A 24,492-nucleotide genomic window follows, 5' to 3' on the forward strand; every position below is an offset into this window, starting at 1 on the left:
TCTCCACCTCCTCAGCGAACACCGCCGGCCCGACCCCGGGCCTACCGCCTGCTGAAGTGCGACAGATCGGCTGGTTGTGTTGCACCGACTCCCCCGCCCCGCCCCGGCCGTCCGAACTCACCAGTCCCACAACGGCCTTCCCATTCCCCCATACACTGGAAGCCGCCGTTGAACAGGGGGACGACATGGCGGCAGCCGGCACCGTGCGTCTGGTCGTGTCCGGTCGGGCCGAGGTGGACCCGGAGGAACTCGACGAGCTCACCCTGCAGTTGAGGCGGCGGCTGCTCGAACTGGACGTGGACGACGTACGAATGGTGCGATCCGGCGCACCGGCACCCGAGGGCGCCAAGCCGGGTGAGCTCATAGCGGTCGGCGCTCTCGCCGTCAGCCTCGCACCAGCCGTCCTGCGACCCGCGCTGCATCTGGTGGAGACCTGGATGCAGAACCGCCCCGTGCGCTCGGTCAAGGTCGACATCGACGGCCGCACCCTCGAGCTCGGTCACGCCTCGGCCGGGGAGCAACGGCGCCTGGTGGACGCCTTTCTGGAGGAGGTCCGGACGCGTAACCAGGCCGACGACAGCCCGACCACACCCGGCGAAGCGGCCGAAGTCACGGGAGGTACCGGAGAGCCGCCCGCTGTTCAGGAGCAGACCGCCCCATGACCGACTTCCCCCTCGGCGCGGGCCGCAGGGACGCTCTCCTCATCGCGACCGGAACGTACGACGACCGAACACTCAGCACACTGCGCTCCCCCGGCCAGGACTGCGCAGGCCTCGCCGACGTACTCTCCGACCCCCTCATAGGCGGGTTCCACACCGAGCAGGTGAAGGATGCCCGGGCTCACGAAGCCATGCGCGCGCTGGAGCGCTTCTTCAGGGACCGCAGCCGTGACGACCTGCTTCTTCTCCATGTGTCCTGCCACGGCATCAAGGACGACGACGGCCACCTGCACTTCGCCGCACGCGACACGGACCGCGACCTTCCCGCCTCCACCGCGATCCCGGCCGCCTTCCTGCGCGACCGCATGGAACGCTGCCGGGCCCGCAGCATCGTCGTCCTGCTCGACTGCTGCTACAGCGGAGCCTTCCTGCCCGGTGCGAAGGGCGACGACCGGATCCACGTACGCGACGAACTCAGCGGTCACGGCAGAGCCGTCCTGACCGCGACCAGCCGGACCGAGTACGCATGGGAGGGCGAGCGGGTCGAGTCCAAGGTGCCGCAGCCCTCCCGGTTCACGGGCGCGCTGATCGAGGGCCTGCGTACCGGAGCGGCCGACCTGAACCGGGACGGCCGGATCACGGTCACCGAGTTGTACGACTACGTGTACGAGTCCCTGCACCGCGACGGAGTGAGACAGCGGCCTCGGATGTGGGCCGACCTGGAATATCAGGTGACCATCGCGCGTGCGGTCGGCGCGAGGGCGGGCGCCCACGGCGCGGACCCGCGAACCGGCGAGGACGAGCGACAGACGGTGGCCGAGCCGGAAGCGGCGTCCGAGACCTGGGACCGTGCAGGTGCCGATGTCGGCCGGCAGCCGAAGGAGCAGTACCCCCGGTCACGTACCCGCCCTGGCCAGGACGCGATGATCCGTGTGGAACTCGACTTGGGAGAGGCAGCGTTCGGCACGACGAAGGACGTCCAGGTGGAGACCGCCGTCGTGTGCGGCACCTGCAAAGGTTCGGGTACGGAGCCGGGAACCCGGCCCATGCAGTGCGACGCCTGCGGGGGGCGCGGCGAGACGCCGGACCCCCGACGGGGCCTGTTCGGTGAACTCCGGCGAGCCTATCTCGGCGAGCCCGCCCCGTCGCATCCGTGCGAGAAGTGCGACGGGTACGGCACGCTCCTGCCCCACCCGTGCCCCGAATGCGCCGGCGACGGCAGGATCCGCGCCCGCCGTACGCTCACCATCAAGATTCCGGGGGGCGTCGAGAACGGCACCAGAATCCAGCTGGCCGGCGAAGGCGAGGTCGGCCCCGGCGGCGGCCGGCCGGCAGACCTGTACATCGAAATCGTGGAACGTCCGCACCCGGTCTTCCAACGGAAGGGCGACGACCTGCACCGCACCCTGACCATCCCGCGCGCCCTGGCGTCGACGGGAGGCACTCTTCCCCTGGAGACGCTGGACGGACGTCATACCGTCCGCATCCCTCCGGGCATCCGTGACGGCCAGACCGTGCGCCTGGCCGGCCTCGGCGTCATCCACCTGAGAGGCGGCGGCCGGGGCGACCTCCTCGCCCGCGTCGAGATACGCGACTGAGGAAGTCGCCTTCACCACCGCCAAGCACATCCACGACTCCAAGGCCCCGGACCGCCCCTACCTCACCGTCTCCCCCGCCGCCTGGGCCGACTTCCTGGCCACCCTCGCCTCCAGCAGTGAGCGGCACTGCGGCCACTCCTGTGCCGTGATCGAGTAGATCGCGGAGTCCCGGAGCCGGCGTGCGGGCGGGGCGCGACCGCGCCTCGCCCGCACGCCGGCCCACCTGCCGGCTCGGGCAGGGCCTCATGCCGGCTCGCCGACCGACTCGCGTGCTGGAACGTCCGCCGACTGGACCTCCTTCGACCGGACCCTCTTCGCCGGGGCCAGGGAGGTCAGCGCCACCCCGCCCACCAGCAGCGCCGCCGCACCCCAGCGCAGGGAGCTGATCGGTTCGCCCAGGAACACGGCCGCGGACGACATGCCGAAGACCGGGACCAGCAGGGAGAACGGGGCGACCGTGGACGCCGGGTGGCGGCGCAGCAGCCACCCCCAGGCGCCGAAGCCGAAGACCGTGGTGATCCAGGCGACGTAGAGGACGATGCCGACGCCCTGCCAGTCGAGGGTGCGCAGCGCGGAGAGGTCGCGGGACGGGCCCTCTGTGAGGAGGGACAGACCGAGCAGGGGCAGGACCGGCACCGTGCTCACCCACACCATGAAGTTCAGGGGGTCCGGCGGGGACGCCTTGCGGGTGAGAACGTTGGACAGGCCCCAGCAGGCCGCCGCCACGATGACCAGGGCGAACGCGCCGAGCGGGCCCGCCGTTCCCTCGTCGACGGCGGCGAGGGCGACGCCGCCGAGGGCCACCGCCATGCCCAGCGCCCTCAGGCGCGTGGGGCGTTCGCCGAGGAGCGCGAAGGCCATGAGCGCCGTGAACACCGCCTGGATCTGGAGGACCAGGGAGGACAGGCCGGCGGGCATCCCGGCGGCCATGCCGAGGAACAGCAGCCCGAACTTCGCCACGCCCAGCACCAGGCCGACCGCCACGATCCACTTCCACGCCACCTTGGGGCGGCCCACGAGGAAGACGGCGGGGACGGCCGCGGCCAGGAAGCGCAGGGCCGAGAACAGCAGTGGCGGGAAGTGGCCGAGGCCGAGTTCGATGACGGTGAAGTTGACGCCCCAGACGGCGGCGACGAGGACGGCGAGAGAGAGGTGTGCGGGTCGCATACGTCGATGATCACGGTGCACGACCGTGAAGCACCAGCGATGATTGCTGCATGGTTGGATGAAGTAGCTCTAATCCTCGAGGGGGTCGTCTTGCTCGATCTTCAGCGCCTGCGCGCCCTGCACGCCGTCTCCGTCCACGGCACGGTCGGCGCCGCGGCCACCGCGCTCGGCTACACCCCGTCCGCCGTCTCCCAGCAGATCGCCAAGCTGGAGCGGGAGACCAGGACCGTGCTGCTCGAACGGGAGGGGCGCGGCGTGCGGCTCACCGACGACGCGATGCAACTGGCCGCAACCGCTCAGGAGTTGCTGGCGATCGTGGAGCGTGCCGAGACCGAGCTGGAGGAGCGGCGGGGGCTGCCCGCCGGACGGCTGACGGTGGCGGCGTTCGCCTCGGCCGCGCGCGGGCTGATGCCGGGGGTGCTCGCGGATCTGACGCGCCGGCATCCCGCCCTGGACACCCGGCTGACCGAGGTGGACCCGCATCTGTCCGTCGACCTGGTGGCCAAGGGCGTGGTCGACGTCGCCGTGGCGCACGACTGGGACATCGCGCCGCTGCCCGCCCCGGAGGGGGTGGAGCAGGCGGTGATCGGAGACGACCTGTGCGATCTGCTGGTGCCCGCAGGCCATCGTTTCGCCGGGCGGACGGCGGTGCGCCGCGAGGAGCTGGGCGGTGAACGCTGGATCTGCCAGCCGCCGGGCCGGGTCTGCCACGAGTGGCTGGTGCGGACGCTGCGCGCGGCCGGGCACGAGCCCGAGGTGGTCCACCAGGCCGACGAGAACCCCACTCTGGTCGCCCTGGTCGCCGCCGGACTCGGTATCGCCCTGATCCCGCGGCTGGGCCGGGGCCCGCTGCCCGAGGGGGTCGTCGAGGTGCCCCTGGACCCCATGCCCGTACGGCATCTGTACGCGCTGTGGCGCAGGGGAGCGGCCCGTCGGCCGGCGATCGCCGAGACCGTGCGCACCCTCCAGCACCACTGGCCCGCGGTCTCGGCGCACACGCCCCGTTGACCACCCTCGTACCGACTTCCGGCGACCGGCCGTTTCCGGGGAACCCGACCCGGTGCGCCTTCGTCCCATGGGCAGGCTGCCGGATGAGTCTCCGCGCTGCGGTGTCGGCCCTCGCTGCTGGCTGCGATCGCTGACCACCCTCTCCGCCGCACGCGGCCGGCAGCACGCCGCCATCGGCGCGCCCCCCACAGCGCCGATGGCGGCCCCTTGCGTGCGGTACCGCGTGTGCGGCGCCTTGACCGGCGAAAACTTCCAGGATATTGGTGACTCCTCGGAAGTTTCCTTCAGCGTTCTCCTCCGGAAGGAGCGCACGTGCACGACTCCGGCACGGGAAGCACCGCACAGCCCTCCAGACGCACGGTCCTCGCCGCCACCGCGGGCCTGACCGCAGCCCTCGCCCTCACCCCGGGTGCCGCTCGGGCCGCCGGGTACGACGACGAACGGCTCAAGGGCCTGATCTCCCGCATGTCGCTCGAGGAGAAGGCCGGCCAGCTCTTCGTGATGCGGGTCTACGGCCATTCGGCGACCGCCCCCGACCAGGCCGACATCGACGCCAACCTCAAGGAGATCGGCGTCCGCACGGCCGCCGAGCTGATCGCCAGGTACCGCGTCGGCGGCATCATCTACTTCACCTGGGCGCACAACACCCGCGATCCCCAGCAGATCGCCGAGCTGTCCAACGGCATCCAGAAGGCCTCGCTCGACCAACCCCGCGGGCTGCCCGTGCTCATCGCCACCGACCAGGAGCACGGGATCGTCGCCCGCGTGGGCAGGCCCGCGACCCTGTTCCCGGGCGCGATGGCGATCGGAGCCGGTGGCTCCCGGGCAGACGCGCAAACCCTGGGCCGGATCGCCGGTGCCGAACTGCGCGCCCTCGGCATCCGCCAGGACTACTCCCCCGACGCCGACGTGAACGTCAACCCGGCCAACCCGGTCATCGGCGTACGGTCCTTCGGTGCCGACCCGGAGGCGGTGGCGGACCTGGTCGCCGCGGAGGTGAGGGGCTATCAGTCCTCCCGCGTCGCGGCGACCGCCAAGCACTTCCCGGGCCACGGCGACACCGCCGTCGACAGCCACTACGGCTTCCCGGTCATCACGCACAGCCGCGAGCTGTGGGAGAGGCTGGACGCGGTGCCGTTCCGGGCGGCGGTCCGGGCCGGGATCGACGCCGTCATGACCGCGCACATCATGGTGCCCGCACTCGACGACTCGGGCGACCCCGCGACCCTCTCCCGTCCGATCGTCACCGGCATCCTGCGCGAGGAGCTCGGCTACGACGGGGTCGTGGTGACCGACTCGCTCGGCATGGAGGGCGTACGGCAGAAGTACGGCGACGACCGTGTGCCCGTGCTCGCCCTCAAGGCGGGGGTCGACCAGCTGCTCAACCCGCCGAACCTGGACCTCGCGTGGAACGCGGTGCTGGACGCGGTGCGGGGCGGCGAGCTGACCGAGGCCCGGCTGGACGAGTCGCTGCTGCGCATCCTGCGCCTGAAGGCGAAGCTGGGGCTGCTGGACCAGCCGTACGTGACCGGGGCCGGCGTCGAGCGGACCGTCGGCACCCCAGGGCATCTGCGCACCGCCGACCGCATCGCGGACCGTACGACCACGCTGCTGGTCAACACGGAGCGCCTGCTGCCGCTCTCGCGCCGAACCCACCCCCGGCTGCTGGTGGCAGGCGCGGACCCGGCGTCCCCGACCGGCACCGACGGGCCACCCACCACCGTCCTGGCGAACGCCCTGAACGAGCTGGGCTTCACGGCGACCGCGCTGTCCACCGGCACCGCCCCCTCGGCGGCGGCGATCGCGAAGGCGGTGACGGCGGCGGGGGACGCGGACGCGGTGGTCGTGGCCACGTACAACGTGAGCGCGACCAGTTCCCAGCGGACGCTGGTGAACCGGTTGGCCGCCACCGGGAAGCCGGTGGTCGCCCTCGCCGTCCGGAATCCCTACGACGTCGCCCAACTCCCGCACGTGGGCGCCTTCCTGGCGTCGTACTCCTGGACGGACGTCGAACTGCGCGCCGCGGCACGGGTGATCGCGGGCCGGGTGAGGCCGCACGGGAAGCTGCCGGTGCCGGTGCAACGGGCGGACGACCCGGCGCAGGTGCTGTACCCGATCGGGTACGGGCTGTCGTACTAGCCGTACGCCGGGAACCGGGCACCCCGCCCCCAAATGTCGCAAAGCACCCGAGACGTCTGGCGTGGGCCGTGGCCGCGGGTCACGCTGGACGGGGGTGGACCGGGGGGTTGGCGATGCGAGGGACGCGAGCGTTGCTGGGTGCGCTGCTGGCCGCTGCGCTGGTGGTGGGCGGGCTCTCCGGGTGCCAGACGGTGTCGGAGGCGGCGAGGGACCGGCCGAGCGGGCGTGTCACGTCGGCGGCGCCGTCCGGGTTCGGCGCCGAGTTCCTCGCCGTGGACGAGTGCAGTTCCTTCGGGACGACGAGCTTCACGGAAGTGCCGTGCACCAGCGAACGGGCCGCCGCCCGGGTGGTCGCCCGCTACGACGGCGATCCGGCGCAGGGTCCCGCGTGCCCCGCGACCACGGACTTCGTGCTGCACATCAGCCCCTCGGGGGTGGTGCGGCGCGGCTATGCGTGCATGCGGAACCTGGAGCCGCCGCACCCGGGCGACCCCGGTGGCGGGGGCGGCCCGCGCACGATCGTCGGGGACTGCGTGTACGGCGCGGGCAAGGGCGAGGTCCGGGAGACGGCCTGCGACGGCAGGGGTGGGCGCACGCCCGAGTACAGGGTGACGTCGGCGGTCGCGCGCCGCTCGCAGTGCCCGCCGTCGACGGCGCTCTACGTCCAGCTGGGCGGCAGCAGACCGGTGGGGTGCGCCCGGCGGCTGTGAGCGCGGGGACGCTTCAGCAGAGGGTCCACCCGGAACTGACCGATCCGGACCCGACGGAGCCGCGGATCCACACGCACCGGTGGCCGGCGTGCACGGTGACGGGCCCGGCGTGGTGCGTGTACTGCCCGATGTCGACCGCGGGACGGCTGCCGCGGGCCTGCACGCTCACCGACATGGTCGTCTTCCTTCCGGAGGCCCGCTTGGCGAAGGTCACCGCGCACACATAACCGTCGCGCCTGTAGACCTGCACGGAGCCGGTGGAGAACGAGAGCGTACGAACGTTGCGTCCCGAGCAGTAGCCGGCCGCCTCCGCGTGTCCCGGGCTCGCCAGTGCGAGCAGCCCGGACGCCGTCAGTACGGTCATGCCGAGCGCCAGGCGCCGGCGTATCGCACTCTTGTCCACCTTTGTGGTCCCTCCCCGCGACGATGAGCGTACTGCTGTACGGACGCATGGCGTACGACAGATGGTTGCATCGCGGTGGAGCACGCAGGCGCACATTTTCGAACGTTTGGGGCAACCTCCGCAGAATTTCCCGAATCCGACGGAGCGTCAGGCCGAGGAGCCGACCGGCTCCTCCTGCCCCGGTTCCGGCGCCCCCACGAACGTCCGCCACAGCTCGGCGTACCGCCCGCCGCGGCGCAGCAGCTCCTCGTGGGTGCCGTCCTCCACGATGCGGCCATGGTCCATCACCACCACCCGGTCGGCGCGGGCCGCCGTCGTCAGGCGGTGCGCCACGACCAGAGTCGTACGGCGGCCGGCGAGGCGGTCCGTGGCCTGGTTGACCTGGGCCTCGGTGGCCAGGTCGAGTGCGGCGGTCGCCTCGTCGAGCAGCAGGACGTCGGGGTCCACCAGTTCGGCGCGGGCCAGGGCGATCAACTGCCGCTGTCCGGCGGACAGGTTGCGGCCGCGCTCGGCGACCTCGTGCAGATAGCCGCCCTCGAGGCGGGCGATCATGTCGTGCGCGCCGACCGCCCGGGCCGCGGCCTCCACCTCGGCGTCGGTCGCGCCCGGACGCCCGTACGCGATGGCGTCCCGGACGGTCCCCTGGAACAGGTACGCCTCCTGCGGGACCACGCCGAGCCGGTGCCGGTACGAGGTCAGGTCCAACGAGCGCAGATCGGTGCCGTCGACCAGCACCCGGCCGCGCGTGGGGTCGTAGAACCGGGCGACGAGCTTGACCAGGGTGGACTTGCCCGCGCCGGTCTCGCCGACGAAAGCGACGGTCTGCCCGGCCGGGATCGTCAGGTCCACGCCGGCAAGCGCCTCCGCGTCGTCCCCGTAGGCGAAGTGGACGCCGTCGAAGGTGATGTCGCCGCGCAGCGACAGCACTTCGAGCGGCTCGTCGGCGGCCTTCGTGGTGGTGGGCTCCTGGAGGAGTTCCTGGATGCGGCCCAGCGACACCGTGGCCTGCTGGTATCCGTCGAACACCTGGGAGAGCTGCTGCACCGGCGCGAAGAACAGGTCGATGTAGAGGAGGTACGCGACCAGGGCGCCCGTCGTCAGCGTCCCCGCCCCGACCCGGTGCGCGCCCACGATCAGCACGGACGCCGCGGCCACCGACGACAGCAGCTGCACGAAGGGGAAGTAGACGGAGATCAGCCACTGGCCGCGGATGCGCGCCCGGCGGTAGGAGTCACTGCCCTCGGCGAACCGCCGCCCGCCGTCCCGCTCGCGCCGGAACGCCTGCAGGATCCGCAGCCCGGACACCGACTCCTGAAGGTCCGCGTTGACCGCCGAGACCCGCTCGCGGGCGAGTTCGTACGCCTTCACGCTGGCCCGGCGGAAGAAGACGGTCGCCACGATCAGCGGCGGCAGCGTGGCGAACACGACGAGGGCGAGCTGTACGTCGATCACCAGCAGCGCGGCCATGATGCCGAAGAAGGTGACGACGGAGACGAAGGCCGTCACCAGCCCCGTCTGCAGGAACGTCGACAGCGCGTCGACGTCGGTCGTCATCCGCGTCATGATCCGGCCGGTCAGCTCCCGCTCGTAGTAGTCCAGCCCGAGCCGCTGCAGCTGGGCGAAGATCTTCAGCCGCAGGGAGTACAGGACGCGTTCACCGGTGCGTCCGGTCATCCGGGTCTCGCCGACCTGCGCCGCCCACTGGATCAGGACGGTGACCAGCGCCAGCAGGGACGCGGACCAGACCGCGCCGACTGCCATCCGGGACACGCCCTGGTCGATGCCGTGCCGGATCAGGATCGGCAGCAGCAGCCCCATGCCCGCGTCCACGGCGACCAGCGCGAGGCTGACGAGCAGGGGCAGCCCGAAGCCGCGCAGCAGCCGCGTGAGGCCGTAGGACTCCTCCGGCCGGACGGCACGTGCCTCGTCGACGCCCGGGGTGTCGGTGGCCGGGGGCAGCTTCTCGACCCGTGCGAGCAGCTCGGGGGTCGCCGGGGTGCCGGCGAGGGCGTGGTCCTTGGGCTCGCGGTCGCCGGTCCACAGCCGCGGGGTGACGCCGCGCTCGGCGTCGAACTCGGCGTCCAGCTCGTCCCGGACGCTGGTGTCCTCCTCCGGCGCAGCCGGCTGGGCGTGGCCGGGGGAGACACCGCCCAGCTCGTCGGGGTCGGTGAGGAGGCGACGGTAGAGGGCGGAGCGCTCCTGCAGCTCCTCGTGGGTGCCGATGTCGGCGAGACGGCCGCCGTCGAGGACCGCGATGCGGTCGGCGAGGTTGAGGGTGGAGCGGCGGTGGGCGATGAGCAGGGTCGTGCGGCCCTCCATGACCTGCTTCAGCGCTTCATGGATCTCGTGCTCGACACGGGCGTCCACCGCCGAGGTCGCGTCGTCGAGGACCAGCAGCCGGGGGTCGGCGAGGATGGCGCGGGCGAGCGCGATGCGCTGGCGCTGGCCGCCGGAGAGGGTCAGGCCGTGCTCACCGACCTTGGTGCCGTAGCCGTCGGGCAGCTCGGCGATGAAACGGTCCGCCTGGGCGGCGCGCGCTGCCCGCTCGATCTCCTCGTCCATCGCGTCGGGGCGGCCGTAGGCGATGTTGTCGCGGACCGTGTCCGAGAAGAGGAAGGAGTCCTCGGGGACCAGCCCGATCGCGGCGCGCAGGGACGTCAAGGTCAGCTCCCGCACGTCGTGGCCGCCGACGAGGACGGCACCGTGCGTGACGTCGTAGAAGCGCGGCAGCAGCAGCGAGACCGTGGACTTCCCGGAGCCGGAGGAGCCGACGACGGCGAGGGTCTCGCCGGGGCGGATCTCGAAGGAGAGCCCGTCCAGGACCGGGCGCCCGTCTTCGTACGCGAAGGAGACGTCGTCGAACTCGACGGTCGCGGGCGCGTCGGCGGGCAGCTCCTTGGTGCCGTCCTTCAGCGACGGCTCGGTGTCGATCAGTTCCAGGACGCGCTCGGCGCCCGCGCGGGCCTGCTGGCCGACGGTGAGGACCACGGCGAGCATGCGGACCGGGCCGACGAGCTGCGCGAGGTAGGAGGAGAACGCGACGAACGTGCCGAGCGTGATGTGCCCGCGCACCGCGAGCCAGCCGCCGAGCGCGAGCATGGCGACCTGGCCGAGAGCCGGTACGGCCTGGAGGGCCGGGGTGTACCTGGCGTTCAGCCGGATGGTCCGCAGGCGCCCCGCGAAGAGCCGGCGCCCGACCTCGCGGAGCTTGCCGGTCTCCTGCTCCTCCTGCCCGAAGCCCTTCACCACACGAACACCGCTGACGGCGCCGTCGACCACGGTCGCCACGGCGGCGGCCTGGGCCTGGGCGTACCAGGTCGCCGGGTGCAGCCGGGACCGGCTGCGCCCCGCGATGAACCCCAGGGCGGGCGCGACGGCCAGGGCGACCAGGGTCAGCGGCAGCGACAGCCAGGCCATGACCATCAGGGAGACCAGGAAGAGCAGGACGTTCCCGATGGTCATCGGGAGCATGAAGAGCAGGCCCTGGATCAGCTGGAGGTCGCTGGTGGCGCGGCCGACCACCTGGCCGGTGGACAGCTCGTCCTGACGCCGCCCGTCCAGCCGGGTGATCGTCCCGTACATGTCCGTCCGCAGGTCGTGCTGGACGTCCAGGGCCAGCCGCCCGCCGTAGTAGCGGCGGACGTAGGTGAGGACGTAGACGAGGACGGCCGTGCCGATCAGGGCGCCCGCCCAGGGGGCCATGGGCCTGCTGTGGTTTCCGATGACGTCGTCGATGATCACCTTGGTGATCAGGGGCACCAGGGCCGTGAGCGCCATGCCGGCGAGGGAGGAGCCCAGGGCGAGGACGACGTCCTTGGGGTACCGCCAGGCGTACCCCGCGAGTCGCCGCGCCCAGCCGCGATGCTCCCCCTCGTGCTCTGCCACGCCGGTGCCCTCCTTCAGACCTGGTCTACCGGAAGACACCAACGCCGTCAGCAGCGGATTTCATCCCCGCGCAACATTCGGACTCGTACCGGCGGGTAGGAGAGCCGCGTGGTCCGGACCGGATTCGTGATGATCATCGGGAGTTCGGCCGTGTCAGCTCGCGGGGGCCGCCGGGTACGCCTCCTGCGGCGTGCTCGTGGGCACGAACGTGCTGGTGGTGGACGTGGTCGGCACCAGGTCCTTGTGGATGACCCTCGCCACGTTCTGGATGGTGGTGACGCCATAGTTCATCGTGCTGTTGTCCCAGGTCAGCACGGTGATCATGTAGTCGTGGCCGCGGCCGTTGAACGTGCCGACGCTGTGCACCCGCCAGCCGTGCGTGGAGCGCTGCAGCCAGCCGTTCTTGACGTGCACGGCAACGCCGGAGGGCGCGCCGGCCGGAGTGCCCCAGCGCTGCGAGGAGATGACGTTCGCCATCAGCTTCAGCTCGTACGCGCGGGAGTTGTCGCTCAGCACGGAGTTCTTCGCGGTGAGGAGCTTGAGCAGCTTCTGCTCGTCCTGCGCGGTGATCTGGGTCAGGCCCCAGTAACCGTTCGCGCCCGGCTTGGTCTGGGTCATGCCGGCGGCGGCGAGGAAGCCCCTGATCTTCGTCAGGCCCAGCTGCTTCCACAGCGTGCTGGTGGCGTTGTTGTCCGACTTGGTGATCATGGCCGTGGCCAGGCTGTTCTCACGGCTCGTCAGGTAGCGGTTGTGCTTCTTCGCGTCCCACAGCAGGGTGGCGAGCACGGTGACCTTCACCACGCTGGCCGAGTCGTAGGCGGACGTGCCGCGCAGCGAGCAGGTGGTGTTGGTGGAGCGGTCGTACAGGCCGACCGCGACGGTGCCGTTGCGGCCGGCGAGGGCCGAGGTGATGTCCTTCTGCAGCTTGGCGGCCAGGCCCGCCTTGCCCGAGGTGCAGCTGACGGTGGGCGTGGCGGCGGCAGCGGGTGCGGCGGCAGCCACGAACGGTACGAGCATGCCGACGCCGAGCGCGGCCGCGAGGACCCGAGCTCTCGGGAATGTCGGGAAATTGCTGGATATCCGGTGAGTCATAGAGGTTGACCATCCTCTTACATGGACAAGAGCGCGCCCCCGGGCGCGCTCGTGCCCTATTGACTCACGGGAATGTCCGAAAGTTGTAAGCGAGTTCGGTCACACAGTCGTTCGCAGGCCGGTTCGCGCCCGCAATCGCGGCGCCCCCGTGAGGAACCTCTCACTTGCCGTCCGCTTACCGGGACCTCACCATCCACAGCCCACGCCCAGGCCGACCACAGTCCGTACCCAAGGCGTCTTCACCGGCTCGTACACCCCCGGCTGGGGAATGTCGACGCTCTACCGCCTGGACGCGTCCGACGTCAGCTGAGGTGCGTCGGCGCGAACATCCGCAGGAGCGCCGGCAGGACGACCACCGAAGGCCCTGGTTCCGCCAGGGCCTTCGCCAGGTCGGCCTCCAGGGTCTCGGGCGTCGTACGCACGCCCGGGACGCCGAAGGACTCCGCCAGGGCCACGTAGTCGGGGCGGGTCAGTTCCGTCGCCGTGGCCTGACCGAAGGCGTCCGTCATGTACTCGCGCAGGATGCCGTAGCCGCCGTCGTCGACGATCAGCCAGGTGACGTCGAGGCCGTACTGCCGCGCCGTAGCCAGTTCCGCGATGGAGTACAGGGCGCCGCCGTCACCCGACACCGCGAGCACGGGGCGCGTGGGGTCCGCCGCCGCCGCGCCGAGGGCCGCCGGGAAGCCGTAGCCGAGACCGCCCGCTCCCTGCGCGGAGTGCATGGCGTTCGGAGCCTTCGCGTCGAAGGCCGACCAGGCCCAGTAGGCCAGGATCGTCATGTCCCAGAAGGACGGGGAGTCGGCGGGCAGGGCCCGGCGCACCGACGCCAGCACCTCCTGCTCCAGGGTCAGGTCCTGGGACGCGATCCGCTCCGCCACCTTCGCGAGCAGCGCCCGTACGCGCTGCGGAGCCCCCTCGTCCTCCCGGGCCTCCACCGTCTCCAGCAGCGCCTGCAGCGCCAGGCGGGCGTCCGCGTGGATGCCGAGGGCCGGATGGTTGGACTCCAGTTTGCCGAGGTCCGCCTCGATCTGGACGACCCGGCCGCGCGGCTTGAACGTGTGGTAGTTCGAGGAGAGTTCGCCGAGGCCCGAGCCGACCACGAGCAGGACGTCCGCGTCCTCGAGGAAGTCCGTGGTGTGACGGTCCTCCAGCCAGGACTGGAGGGAGAGCGGGTGTTCCCAGGGGAAGGCGCCCTTGCCGCCGAAGGTGGTGACGACGGGGGCGTTCAGCTTCTCGGCGAGCGCCAGCAGCTTTCCGGACGCGTCCGACCTGACCACACCCCCGCCCGCGATGATCGCCGGGCGGTCGGCGCGCGACAGCAGGTGCGCGGCCACCGCGGTGAGTTCGGGGCGCGGCGGCAGTTCGTCCGGGGTCGCGTCCACCGCCGTCACCACCGGCAGCCGCGTCTCGGCGAGCAGCACGTCCTGCGGGATCTCCACCCACACCGGGCCGTGCGGCACCGTCAGCGCCGACTTCCAGGCCTGAGCGATCGCCGACGGGATCTGTGACTGCGTACGGACCGTGTGGACCGACTTGACCACGCCCCGGAACGAGGCCGCCTGGTCGGGGAGTTCGTGCAGATAGCCGTGACGGCCGCCGCCCAGGCCGGTGGTCGGGACCTGGCTGCTGATGGCCAGCACGGGTGCCGACGCCGCCGCGGCCTCCTGGAGCGCCGCCAGGGACATCAGCGCGCCCGGGCCGGTGGAGAGCAGCAGGGGTGCCGCCTCGCCCGTGATCCGGCCGTACGCGTCCGCCGCGAACCCGGCGTTGTTCTCCACCCGCAGCCCGACGTACCTGAGGGCGGAGCGGCGCAGTGCGTCGAACATGCCGAGGGCGTGCTGGCCGGGCAGGCCGAAGACCGTCGTCGCGCCCAGCCCGGCCAGGGTCTCCACGACCAGGTCTCCGCCGGTGCGGCCGGGGGGAGTGCTGAGCGCGGCCTCCGTCTGGGCGGTGGTGGGACGGAGTACCAGGTCGTGGTCGTGCGTCACTTGCTCTCGGTCTCCTCACCGGTGCGGGCCGCCGCGATCTGGCGGGTCATGATCGTCGTCAGTTCGTACGCCGTGTGGGACGCGGCCACCGACGTGATCTCCGCGTGGTCGTAGGCGGGCGCCACCTCGACGACGTCCGCCGAGACCAGGTTGCAGGACGCGAGGCCCCGGAGGATCTCGAGGAGTTCTCGGGAGGTCATGCCGCCCGCCTCCGGGGTGCCGGTGCCGGGGGCGTGCGCCGGGTCGAGGCAGTCGATGTCGATGGAGATGTACAGCGGGCGGTCGCCGATGCGCCGGCGCAGCTGGTCGGCTACCTCGTCGGCGCCGCGACGGTAGATGTCGGCGGAGGTGACGATGCCGAAGCCCATCTTCTCGTCGTCGGTCAGGTCCTGCTTGCCGTAGAGCGGGCCGCGGGTGCCGACGTGGGAGAGCGCGGAGGTGTCGAGGATGCCCTCCTCGACGGCGCGGCGGAACGGGGTGCCGTGCGTGTACTCCGCGCCGAAGTAGGTGTCCCAGGTGTCGAGGTGGGCGTCGAAGTGGAGCAACGCGACCGGGCCGTGCTTCCTCGCCACCGAGCGGAGCAGCGGGAGTGCGATGGTGTGGTCGCCGCCGAGGGTCATCAGGCGGGCGCCGGTGCCGAGGAGTTCGTCGGCGGCGGCCTCGATGGTCTCCACCGCCTCGTGGATGTTGAACGGGTTCACGGCGATGTCGCCGCCGTCCGCGACCTGGGCGAGCGCGAAGGGGGAGGCGTCCTGCGCCGGGTTGTACGGGCGCAGCAGGCGGGACGCCTCACGGATCGCGTTGCCGCCGAAGCGGGCTCCCGGGCGGTAGGAGACGCCCGAGTCGAACGGCACGCCGACCACGGCGACGTCCGCGGTGCCGACCTCGTCGAGGCGGGGCAGCCGGGCGAAGGTCGCGGGGCCCGCGTACCGCGGGATGCGGGACGAGTCGACGGGGCCGCGGGGCCGGCTGCCGCCTGCTGCGGGGTTCTCGGTGCTGCTCATCGTCGGACTCCTCCAGGAAATGCGTGTTTCTTCCAGTGTCGCGGAGCCCTGCGACAGGCCCCGCACGGCCCGGCCGCCCCCTGGCGGCCTGGCCGAAGCAACAGGGTCAGGCGCCCACCGCCGCCGGCTCCTCCGCGGTCGCCGCTCCGCGTCCGGCGAGCCGCTCCCGCCAGGCGGCCAGGACGGCCTCGTCGGTCGGCCTGGTCACCAGCGACACGGCGAGGTAGGCGGCGAGCGAGGCGAGCAGCCCGTAGTAGACGGGCTCGTTGGCGAGGATGCCGTAGGACGCCATCAGGCCGATGACGGCGAGACCGCCGACCACCACCGAGGCGAGCGCGCCCTGGACGGTGCCGCGCTTCCACAGCAGGCCGCCCAGGATCGGGACGAGCAGACCGCCGACGAGCAGGTTGTACGCGACGGTCAGCGCCTCGACCACGTTGTTCAGCGCGATGGCCGTGCCGATCACCGCCACCCCCATGATCAGGATGAAGACGCGGTTGCCCTTCACCTCGTCGTGCGCCCCCTCGTCGCGGCGCACGACACCGCGCAGCCGCGACCAGATGTCGTTGTTGGCGACGGTCGCACATGCGATGAGCGCCCCGGAAGAGGTCGACATCACCGCGGCGAGGGCGGCGGCGAGCACCAACCCCCTTATGCCGACGGGGAGTTCCTGCTTGACGATGGTCGCGAACGCGTCGTCCGGGCTGCCCAGATCGGGGAACAGCACCTTGGCGGCGGTGCCGATGACCGCGCCGGCGAGCGCGTAGGCCAGGCAGTAGGTGCCGGCGACCGTGCCGCCCCACTTGGCCGTGGTGTCGCTGCGCGCGGTGAACACGCGCTGCCAGATGTCCTGCCCGATCAGCATGCCGAACGTGTAGATCAGGACGTAGGTGAAGATCGTCTCGCCGCCGATGCCCAGCGGGTCGAAGTACGAGGTCGGCAGCTTGGCCTTCATTTCGCTGAAGCCGCCCGCCTTGACGACCGCGATGGGCAGCAGGAGCAGCAGCACGCCGATCGTCTTGACGACGAACTGCACCATGTCCGTCAGCGTGATGGACCACATGCCGCCGAGCGTGGAGTATGCGACGACGATGGAGCCGCCGAGGATGATCGCGAGCGTCCGGTTCATGTCGAACAGGACGTCGAAGATGGTGGCGTAGGCGATGGTCGAGGTGACCGCGAGCATCAGGGTGTACGCCCACATGACCACGCCCGAGATCACGCCGGCCCGGCCGCCGTATCTGAGGTCGAGCATCTCGGAGACGGTGTAGACCTTCAGTCGGGCGATGCGGGCGGAGAAGAAGACCGAGAGGGCGAGCAGGCCGAGGCCGATGGTGAACACCATCCAGGCGCCGGAGAGCCCGTACTTGTAGCCGAGGCCGACGCCGCCGATGGTGGACGCGCCGCCGAGGACGATCGCAGCCATGGTGCCGGAGTACATGGCGGGCCCGAGGCGGCGCCCTGCCACCAGGAACTCGCTCTTGGAGCGGGCGCGGCGCATGCCCCACCAGCCCATGGCCAGCATGCCGGCCAGATAGACGACGATCACTGTGTAGTCGACGGCCATGTGTGGGGCCCTCCTTCGCGCACTTCCCGGTGGCGTGTCGTGCAGATGGATCTCGGGGACGCGGTCGGCCGCTCGGCTCGACCGGGGACGGCAGGGGCTCGCGGGGACATCCGCCCGTACCCGCGGCTGCCGGTCTGGACTGACATTAGGTGGCCGGAAAGCGACTGCGAAGTGTACGTTTCATCCATCTGAACCGAACGGGATGGAGGAACCGTCCACCATGCCGGACACCCCGTCGGCGCCGGCGGTACCGCCGACCCCACCGGTACCGCTCTGCGCCCTGCTGGCCCGCGAGGACCTGGCCCTGCGGCAGATCGCCGGGCCCGGGGACGCCGACATAGCGATCCACTGGGCGCACACCTCGGAGATGGCGGACCCCTACCCGTACCTGCTGGGCGGCGAGCTGCTGCTGACGGCGGGCGTGCACATCCCGGAGGCGGCGGGTTCGGAGGGGGGTGCCTCCTGCTCGAGCGGAGTCGAGAGCTTGGGGGAATACTTCGACGACTACGTGTCCCGGATCGTGGCGGCGGGTGGCGCGGCGCTCGGTTTCGGCCTGGCGCCGGTGCACGACACGGTGCCGCGGGCGCTGGTGGCGGCCTGCGACCACTACGGGCTGCCGCTGCTCGAGGTCCCGCCGCAGACGACGTTCTCCGGCGTGGCCCGCGCGGTGTGGCAGCTGATGGCCCAGGCGCGGCTGGCGGAACTGCGCCGCGTCACGGAGGCCCAGCAGAGCCTGGCCGCGGCGGCGTCCCGCCCGGACCCGGTGCCGTCGGTGCTGCGGCAGCTGGCGCAGCGGGTGGGCGGCCGGGCGGTGCTGTACGGACCGGACGGCGCGGAACTGGCGGGCGCGGGCCGAGCACCCGAGGAGGCGGCCCGGGCACTGAGCGAGCTGGCGGGAGTGGTCCGCCCGGCCGGCCCCGCGGGCCCCACCCCCGCCTCCGCAACCGACACCGTCGCCGAGACCCATCTCGCCGCGTACGCCCTCGGCGCCGGGCAGGGCTTCGTGCTCGGGGTGGCGGCGCCGCGGCGGGACCCCGGCGACCACACCATCGCCTCCGTCGCGGCGGTGCTCCTGACGCTCCTCACCGGGGAGCACCAGAGCGGTACCGGTGCGGCCCGCTCCTCGGCGCTCGTACGGCTGTTGCTCGGCGCCCCACCGGAGGCGGTCGCGCCCCTGCTCGGCGGGGACCGCTGGGTGGTGGTACACGCCCGGCCCACCCGGGACGGACCGGCACCGGACGCCGTGGCCGCGTCCGCACTCGGGGCCGCGTTCGGGTCCCCGCTGGTCGATCTCGGGGACGGGTTCGTACGGGTACTGGTCCCGGCCGACCGCGAACCGGCCCCGCAGCCCGGCTGGACCCTGGGCCTCAGCGCCCCTGCCGCCCCGCGCGACTGGGCCGCCGCCGACACCCAGGCCTCCCGCGCCCTGGCCCGCGCCCGCGCGACCCGCACCGCGCTGGTCCGGCACGGCGAGCGCACGGGCCTGGCGGACCTGGTCCCGCCCGCGGAGGCCGAGCTGCACGCCCGCACCCTGCTGGCACCCCTGGCCCAGGGCACCGCCCTCACCGAGACACTGCGCACATGGCTGTCCCTGCACGGCAGTTGGGACCGCACGGCGGTCGCCCTCTCGGTCCACCGCAACACGGTCCGGCAACGGATCGCGCGGTGCACGGCACTGCTGGGGGTGGACCTGGACGATCCGGACGTGCGGATGGAGCTGTGGTTCGCGCTGAAGCAGACGGGGGCCGAGTGAAACCGGACAGTACCCGCGCGCAACACCCCGAGGGCGTCCCCGGCCGGGAGTGACGCACATCCCAGGGAACGAAACACCGGCGGCCCCGGCGGAGCGCCCCGGCAGAATGGGGCACATGCCGATACCCGGGATCCCCAGCCGCTCCGAGCTCCTCGTCCACCTCGTCCGGACCCGTATCGCGGGCGAGGTCGCCACGCCCCGCGAGAACAACCTCTCCCACTACCGCAAGCTCGCGAACGGCGACCGGAACTTCTGGCTCGGCCTGGAGCTCGGCGACCGCTGGAGGGACGAACAGGACGTCCTGGCGGTCATGGCCGAGCGCTGCGGCGTCAACGACGACCCCGAGTACCGCTACGGCCAGGACACCATCGACCCGGAACTGACGGTCGACGCAGTGGAACGGCTCGCGGCCCGCCTGCGCAAGGCCGCCGACGGCGGGCAACGCGTGCTGTTCGCCACCGGCCACCCCGGCGGCCTCCTCGACGTGCACCGTGCCACCGCCGCCGCCCTGCGCGCCGCAGGCTGCGAGATCGTCGTGATCCCGGACGGGCTGCGGACGGACGAGGGGTACGTCATGCAGTTCGCGGACGTGGCCGTCCTGGAGCACGGCGCCACCCTGTGGCACACGCACTCCGGCGAGCCGATGAGGGCGATCCTGAAGGGCCTGGAGGCCGAGGGAGGCCCCCTGCCGGACCTGGTCGTCGCCGACCACGGCTGGGCGGGCTGCGCGGGACAGCTCGGCATCGACTCCGTCGGATACGCCGACTGCAACGACCCGGCCCTCTTCATCGCCGAGGCCGAGGGCACCGTCCAGGTGACGGTCCCCCTCGACGACCACGTCACGAGCCCTCGCCACTACGACCCGCTGACGGCGTACCTGCTGCACGCGGCGGGCCTGACCGACGACGACTGAGCCCCCTCAGCCGGCCCCCAAGCCGAGCCCCCTCAGCGGGGGACGCGGACCACGCCCTCCTGGATCACCGTGATCGCCAGCCGCCCGTCCTGGGTGTAGATGCGGGCCTGGCCCAGCCCGCGTCCCCCGGAAGCGGACGGCGACTCCTGGTCGTACAGCAGCCATTCGTCGGCCCGGAACGGCCGGTGGAACCACATGGCGTGGTCCAGCGAGGCCCCGACCACGTCCCCGACGGCCCAGCCGCCGCGCCCGTGCGCGAGCAGCACGGAGTCCAGGAGCGTCATGTCGGAGACGTAGGTGGCGAGGACGACGTGCAACAGGGGGTCGTCGTCGAGCTTGCCGTTGGTACGGAACCACACCTGGGAGTGCGGCTCGCGCGGCTCCCCGAACCGGCCGTAGGGCGGCTCGTCGACGTATCGCAGGTCGACGGCCTCGCGAGCCTCCAGGAACCGTTCCACGACCTCGGGGGCGAGGTGGCCGTAGCCGCGCAGCCGCTCCTGCGAGCTGGGCAGCGTGGCCGGGTCGGGCGCGGGCGGCATCGGCGCCTGGTGCTCCAGGCCCTCCTCATACGTCTGGAACGACGCGGAGAGGTGGAAGATGGGCTGCCCGTGCTGGACTGCGACCACCCGACGGGTGGTGAAGGAGCGGCCGTCGCGGATGCGGTCGACGCTGTAGACGATGGGCGCGCCGGGGTCGCCGGGGCGCAGGAAGTACGCGTGCAGCGAGTGCGCGTGCCGTTCCTCGGGAACGGTGCGCCCCGCGGCGACCAGCGCCTGGGCCGCGACCTGCCCGCCGAAGACGCGCGGAACAACGGCGGACCGGGACTGGCCGCGGAAGATGTCCCGCTCGATCCGCTCCAGGTCGAGCAGATCGAGCAGGGACTGCAGTGCCTGACTCATGGCGTCAGTTGTATCCGGCACTTTTTTCGGGGACCTTACAGACCCATGTCCTTGGCGATGATCGTCTTCATGATCTCGCTGGTGCCGCCGTAGATGCGGTTGACACGGTTGTCGGCGTACAGACGGGCGATCGGGTACTCGTTCATGTAGCCGTAGCCGCCGTGCAGCTGGAGGCAGCGGTCGATCACGCGGTGGGCGACCTCCGTGCAGAACAGCTTGGCGGAGGCGGCCTCGGCGGGGGTCAGCTCGCCGGCGTCGAGGGCTTCCAGCGCGCGGTCGGCGACGGCCTCCGCCGCGTCCACCTCGGCCTGGCAGGCGGCCAGCTCGAACTTCGTGTTCTGGAAGTGGGCGACCGGCTTGCCGAAGACGGTGCGCTCCTGCACGTACTGCTTGGCGAACCGGACGGCGGCCTTGGCCTGCGCGTAGGCGCCGAAGGCGATGCCCCAGCGCTCGGAGGCCAGGTTGTGCCCGAGGTAGTAGAAGCCCTTGTTCTCCTCGCCGAGCAGGTCCTCGGTCGGCACCTTGACGTCGACGAAGGCCAGCTCGGCGGTGTCCGAGGTGCGCAGGCCCAGCTTGTCCAGCTTGCGACCGATGGAGTAGCCCTCGGACTTGGTGTCCACGGCGAACAGGGATATGCCGAAGCGGCGGTCGTCCTCGCGCGGGGCGGCGGTGCGGGCGCAGACGATGACGCGGTCGGCGTGGACGCCGCCGGTGATGAACGTCTTGGCGCCGTTGAGGACGTAGTGCGTGCCGTCCTCGGAGAGCTTGGCGGTGGTCTTCATCCCCGCGAGGTCGGAGCCGGTGCCCGGCTCGGTCATCGCGATGGCCCACATCTCCTCGCCGGTGACGAACTTCGGCAGGTAGCGCTTCTTCTGCTCGTCCGAGGCGAGCATCTTGATGTACGGCAGGGCGAGCAGGACGTGCACGCCGGAGCCGCCGAACTGCACGCCCGCGCGCGCGGTCTCCTCGTAGAGGACGGCCTCGAACTTGTGGGTGTCCAGGCCCGCGCCGCCGAACTCCTCGGGCACGCTGATGCCGAAGATGCCCAGCTCGCCGAGCTTGTAATAGAAGTCGCGCGGCGCCTGACCGGCCGCGAACCACTCGTCGTACACCGGTACGACCTCGGCCTCGATGAAGGCGCGCAGGGTCTCCCGGAACGCCTCGTGGTCCTCGTTGAACACAGTACGGCGCACCGCTGCCGCCCTCCTCTGCGCCTAAACCGGCGCCGCTCTCGCGTACCTGGTTGCTCGCCGTCGGGGTTCCTCAATCGATGGCTGGGGCCCCACCTGGCTAAGCGCTTGCTCAGAGAACACGGTACCGGCCGGTAGCGACAGTCGTCCAGAGCCACCGTGCCGTAACGCTCGTCACGCCTGCGGAGCAGGACCCCGGCTCATTCCCCGCCCGCCGCCGCGAACGCCCCCCGCGCCATCCGGTGCAGCAGCTGCGCCGTCGTCCCACGCCCCGGCAGGGAACCCGGCCGCCCCAGGTGCGGCGTGGAGTTGAGCAGCCCGAAGACCGAGTGCACCGCCGAGCGGGCGGCGGGCTCCGCCAGCCCCGGGTACACCTCCCGCAGCACTTCCACCCACAGCTCCACGTACTGCCGCTGCAGCTGGCGCACCAGCTTGCGGTCGCTGTCCCGGAGGCGGTCCAGCTCGCGGTCGTGCAGGGTGATCAGGGGACGGTCGTCGAGCGCGAAGTCGATGTGCCCCTCGATCAGCGAGTCGAGGACCGCCTCCGGGTTCCGCCCGCCGGGACCTCCGTCGGCCTCGGCGACCCGCCGCCTGGCCCCGGTCAGCAGCTGCCCGCTGATCCCCACGAGCAGCTCGGCGAGCATCGCGTCCTTGCCCGCGAAGTGCCGGTACAGACCGGGTCCGCTGATGCCGACCGCGGCCCCTATCTCGTCGACCCCGACGCCGTGGAAGCCGCGTTCGGCGAACAGCCGCGCGGCCTCCTTGAGGATCTGCTCGCGACGGGTGGGGGCGTCGGTTCTCGTGGCCATGAAAACAATTCTAGACAGGGAGGTTAGCGGTCGTTAACCTGAAGGAAATGCGTTAACGCTCATTAACAAGGTGAGGGGACCGCAGGATGCACGAGGCACCGGAGCTGACGAGCGCGGCAGACCCCGCGTCGGAGGCCTGGCGGGCCAACGAGGCGGCACACCGCGCGCTGGTGGAGGAGTTGCACGCCAAGCTGGCCGCGGCCCGGCTGGGCGGCGGCGAGAAGGCCCGCGCGCGCCACACCGCGCGCGGCAAGCTGCTGCCGCGCGACCGCGTGGACACCTTGCTGGATCCGGGCTCGCCGTTCCTGGAGCTGGCCCCGCTGGCCGCCGAGGGGATGTACGACGGTCAGGCGCCGGCCGCCGGGGTGATCGCCGGGATCGGGCGGGTCAGCGGCCGCGAGTGCGTGATCGTCGCCAACGACGCCACCGTCAAGGGCGGCACGTACTACCCGATGACGGTGAAGAAGCACCTGCGGGCGCAGGAGGTGGCCCTCGACAACCGCCTGCCGTGCGTCTATCTCGTCGACTCCGGGGGCGCCTTCCTGCCCATGCAGGACGAGGTCTTCCCCGACCGTGAGCACTTCGGGCGCATCTTCTACAACCAGGCGCGGATGTCCGGCGCCGGCATCCCGCAGATCGCGGCCGTCCTCGGCTCCTGCACTGCGGGCGGGGCGTACGTCCCGGCGATGAGCGACGAGGCCGTGATCGTGCGCAACCAGGGCACGATCTTCCTGGGTGGGCCGCCCCTGGTGAAGGCGGCCACCGGTGAGGTCGTCACCGCGGAGGAGCTCGGCGGCGGCGAGGTCCACGCGCGTGTGTCCGGCGTGACGGACCACCTGGCGCAGGACGACGCGCACGCGCTGCGGATCGTGCGGAACATCGTCGCCACGCTCCCCGCGCGCGGGGCGCTGCCCTGGGAGGTCGTCCCGTCGGTCGAGCCGAAGGTGGATCCGTACGGGCTGTACGGGGCGGTGCCGGCCGACTCCCGCACCCCCTACGACGTCCGCGAGGTCATCGCGCGCGTGGTGGACGGCTCGCGCTTCGCGGAGTTCAAGGCGGAGTTCGGGCAGACCCTGGTCACCGGCTTCGCCCGGATCCACGGCCACCCGGTGGGGATCGTCGCCAACAACGGCATCCTGTTCTCCGAGTCCGCCCAGAAGGGCGCCCACTTCATCGAGCTGTGCGACCAGCGCGGCATCCCGCTGGTGTTCCTGCAGAACATCTCCGGCTTCATGGTGGGCCGCGACTACGAGGCCGGCGGTATCGCCAAGCACGGCGCCAAGATGGTGACGGCGGTCGCCTGCACGCGCGTACCGAAGCTCACGGTGGTGATCGGCGGCTCCTTCGGCGCGGGCAACTACTCGATGTGCGGCCGGGCCTATTCACCGCGCTTCCTGTGGATGTGGCCGAACGCCAAGATCTCGGTGATGGGCGGCGAGCAGGCCGCCTCGGTCCTCGCGACCGTCAAGCGCGACCAGCTGGAGGCACGCGGGGAGTCCTGGGCGGCGGAGGAAGAGGAGGCGTTCAAGGCCCCGATCCGCGAGCAGTACGAGCGCCAGGGCAACGCCTACTACGCCACGGCCCGCCTCTGGGACGACGGCGTGATCGACCCGCTTGAGACCCGTCGGGTACTGGGCCTGGCCCTGACCGCGTGCGCCAACGCGCCCCTGGGTGAACCCCAGTTCGGCGTCTTCCGGATGTGAGGGGG

The 24,492-nt window shown here is 71.8% G+C and carries 18 protein-coding genes and 2 pseudogenes; 9 read left to right on the top strand and 11 right to left on the bottom strand.

What is annotated here, in order from left to right; translation table 11 throughout:
- Positions 1 to 185 precede the first annotated feature (185 nt).
- From ACZ7L1_RS09295 to ACZ7L1_RS09305, 3 genes and pseudogenes are all read left to right on the top strand, one after another.
- A complete protein-coding gene (locus tag ACZ7L1_RS09295; protein WP_471435580.1) occupies positions 186 to 662 on the top strand; it encodes a hypothetical protein in 477 nt (158 codons plus the stop codon).
- Positions 659 to 1,366 (top strand): annotated as a pseudogene (locus ACZ7L1_RS09300) (caspase family protein); the annotation flags it as partial. The gene ACZ7L1_RS09295 and the pseudogene ACZ7L1_RS09300, both read left to right, overlap by 4 nt.
- A 183-nt stretch (positions 1,367 to 1,549) precedes the next feature.
- Positions 1,550 to 2,248: pseudogene (locus ACZ7L1_RS09305) on the top strand (DnaJ C-terminal domain-containing protein); the annotation flags it as partial.
- A gap of 66 nt (positions 2,249 to 2,314) precedes the next feature.
- Here ACZ7L1_RS09305 and ACZ7L1_RS09310 read toward each other — a convergent pair.
- Together ACZ7L1_RS09310 and ACZ7L1_RS09315 are read right to left on the bottom strand one after the other, a co-directional pair.
- Positions 2,315 to 2,470, bottom strand: a complete 156-nt coding sequence (locus ACZ7L1_RS09310; protein ID WP_471435581.1) for a hypothetical protein — start codon at positions 2,468 to 2,470, stop codon at positions 2,315 to 2,317.
- A 30-nt stretch (positions 2,471 to 2,500) separates the two neighbouring features.
- Positions 2,501 to 3,424, bottom strand: coding sequence for an EamA family transporter (locus ACZ7L1_RS09315; protein ID WP_471435583.1), 924 nt, complete (start codon positions 3,422 to 3,424; stop codon positions 2,501 to 2,503).
- A gap of 90 nt (positions 3,425 to 3,514) precedes the next feature.
- Between ACZ7L1_RS09315 and ACZ7L1_RS09320 the strand changes: the two genes are divergently transcribed.
- The 3 genes from ACZ7L1_RS09320 to ACZ7L1_RS09330 all read left to right on the top strand — a co-directional run bounded on the left by ACZ7L1_RS09320 (position 3,515) and on the right by ACZ7L1_RS09330 (position 7,281).
- Positions 3,515 to 4,432: a LysR family transcriptional regulator gene (locus ACZ7L1_RS09320; RefSeq protein WP_471435585.1), complete on the top strand. Its 918-nt coding sequence runs from the start codon at positions 3,515 to 3,517 to the stop codon at positions 4,430 to 4,432.
- A gap of 312 nt (positions 4,433 to 4,744) precedes the next feature.
- On the top strand, positions 4,745 to 6,571 hold the full coding sequence (locus ACZ7L1_RS09325) for a glycoside hydrolase family 3 protein (RefSeq protein ID WP_471435587.1): 1,827 nt from the start codon (positions 4,745 to 4,747) through the stop codon (positions 6,569 to 6,571).
- A gap of 113 nt (positions 6,572 to 6,684) precedes the next feature.
- Entirely contained in the window at positions 6,685 to 7,281 is a 597-nt protein-coding gene (locus ACZ7L1_RS09330; protein ID WP_471435588.1) for a hypothetical protein, read from the top strand.
- Between the two features lie 13 nt (positions 7,282 to 7,294).
- Here the strand turns inward: ACZ7L1_RS09330 and ACZ7L1_RS09335 are convergent, their stop codons facing one another.
- The 6 genes from ACZ7L1_RS09335 to ACZ7L1_RS09360 form a co-directional block, all read right to left on the bottom strand.
- Complete coding sequence (locus ACZ7L1_RS09335) at positions 7,295 to 7,684, bottom strand: hypothetical protein (protein WP_471435590.1); 390 nt, start codon at positions 7,682 to 7,684, stop codon at positions 7,295 to 7,297.
- A 147-nt stretch (positions 7,685 to 7,831) separates the two neighbouring features.
- Positions 7,832 to 11,569, bottom strand: coding sequence for an ABC transporter ATP-binding protein (locus ACZ7L1_RS09340; RefSeq protein ID WP_471435591.1), 3,738 nt, complete (start codon positions 11,567 to 11,569; stop codon positions 7,832 to 7,834).
- Between the two features lie 153 nt (positions 11,570 to 11,722).
- Positions 11,723 to 12,661, bottom strand: a complete 939-nt coding sequence (locus tag ACZ7L1_RS09345) for a serine hydrolase (RefSeq protein WP_471435593.1) — start codon at positions 12,659 to 12,661, stop codon at positions 11,723 to 11,725.
- Positions 12,662 to 12,963: 302 nt separating this feature from the next.
- The gene (locus tag ACZ7L1_RS09350) at positions 12,964 to 14,649 is read right to left on the bottom strand and encodes a thiamine pyrophosphate-binding protein (RefSeq protein WP_471435594.1); all 1,686 of its coding nucleotides are present in this window, start codon (positions 14,647 to 14,649) and stop codon (positions 12,964 to 12,966) included.
- Entirely contained in the window at positions 14,646 to 15,653 is a 1,008-nt protein-coding gene (speB, locus tag ACZ7L1_RS09355) for an agmatinase (RefSeq protein ID WP_471435596.1), read from the bottom strand. Before speB ends, ACZ7L1_RS09350 begins: the two co-directional genes overlap by 4 nt.
- A 106-nt stretch (positions 15,654 to 15,759) precedes the next feature.
- Positions 15,760 to 17,220 carry a sodium:solute symporter family protein gene (locus tag ACZ7L1_RS09360; protein WP_471435598.1) on the bottom strand — a complete coding sequence of 487 codons (1,461 nt, stop codon included), beginning with the start codon at positions 17,218 to 17,220 and terminating at the stop codon, positions 15,760 to 15,762.
- A 220-nt stretch (positions 17,221 to 17,440) separates the two neighbouring features.
- Here ACZ7L1_RS09360 and ACZ7L1_RS09365 point away from each other — a divergent pair, with 220 nt between their 5' ends.
- The gene (locus ACZ7L1_RS09365; RefSeq protein ID WP_471435600.1) at positions 17,441 to 18,973 is read left to right on the top strand and encodes a helix-turn-helix domain-containing protein; all 1,533 of its coding nucleotides are present in this window, start codon (positions 17,441 to 17,443) and stop codon (positions 18,971 to 18,973) included.
- A gap of 115 nt (positions 18,974 to 19,088) precedes the next feature.
- Positions 19,089 to 19,886 (top strand): phosphatase, encoded by a 798-nt coding sequence (locus ACZ7L1_RS09370; RefSeq protein WP_471435602.1) that lies wholly within the window; start codon positions 19,089 to 19,091, stop codon positions 19,884 to 19,886.
- A 32-nt stretch (positions 19,887 to 19,918) separates the two neighbouring features.
- On the opposite strand, the gene tesB is transcribed toward ACZ7L1_RS09370, so the two are convergent.
- From tesB to ACZ7L1_RS09385, 3 genes are all read right to left on the bottom strand, one after another.
- On the bottom strand, positions 19,919 to 20,785 hold the full coding sequence (tesB, locus tag ACZ7L1_RS09375) for an acyl-CoA thioesterase II (protein WP_471435603.1): 867 nt from the start codon (positions 20,783 to 20,785) through the stop codon (positions 19,919 to 19,921).
- Positions 20,786 to 20,820: 35 nt separating this feature from the next.
- A complete protein-coding gene (locus ACZ7L1_RS09380; protein WP_471435605.1) occupies positions 20,821 to 21,978 on the bottom strand; it encodes an acyl-CoA dehydrogenase family protein in 1,158 nt (385 codons plus the stop codon).
- Positions 21,979 to 22,175: 197 nt separating this feature from the next.
- Positions 22,176 to 22,784: an SACE_7040 family transcriptional regulator gene (locus ACZ7L1_RS09385; RefSeq protein WP_471435606.1), complete on the bottom strand. Its 609-nt coding sequence runs from the start codon at positions 22,782 to 22,784 to the stop codon at positions 22,176 to 22,178.
- Positions 22,785 to 22,870: 86 nt separating this feature from the next.
- Here ACZ7L1_RS09385 and ACZ7L1_RS09390 point away from each other — a divergent pair, with 86 nt between their 5' ends.
- A complete protein-coding gene (locus tag ACZ7L1_RS09390) occupies positions 22,871 to 24,487 on the top strand; it encodes a carboxyl transferase domain-containing protein (protein ID WP_471435608.1) in 1,617 nt (538 codons plus the stop codon).
- The last annotated feature ends 5 nt before the right edge of the window (positions 24,488 to 24,492 follow it).

This window comes from Streptomyces sp. NPDC107546 (genome assembly GCF_055639175.1).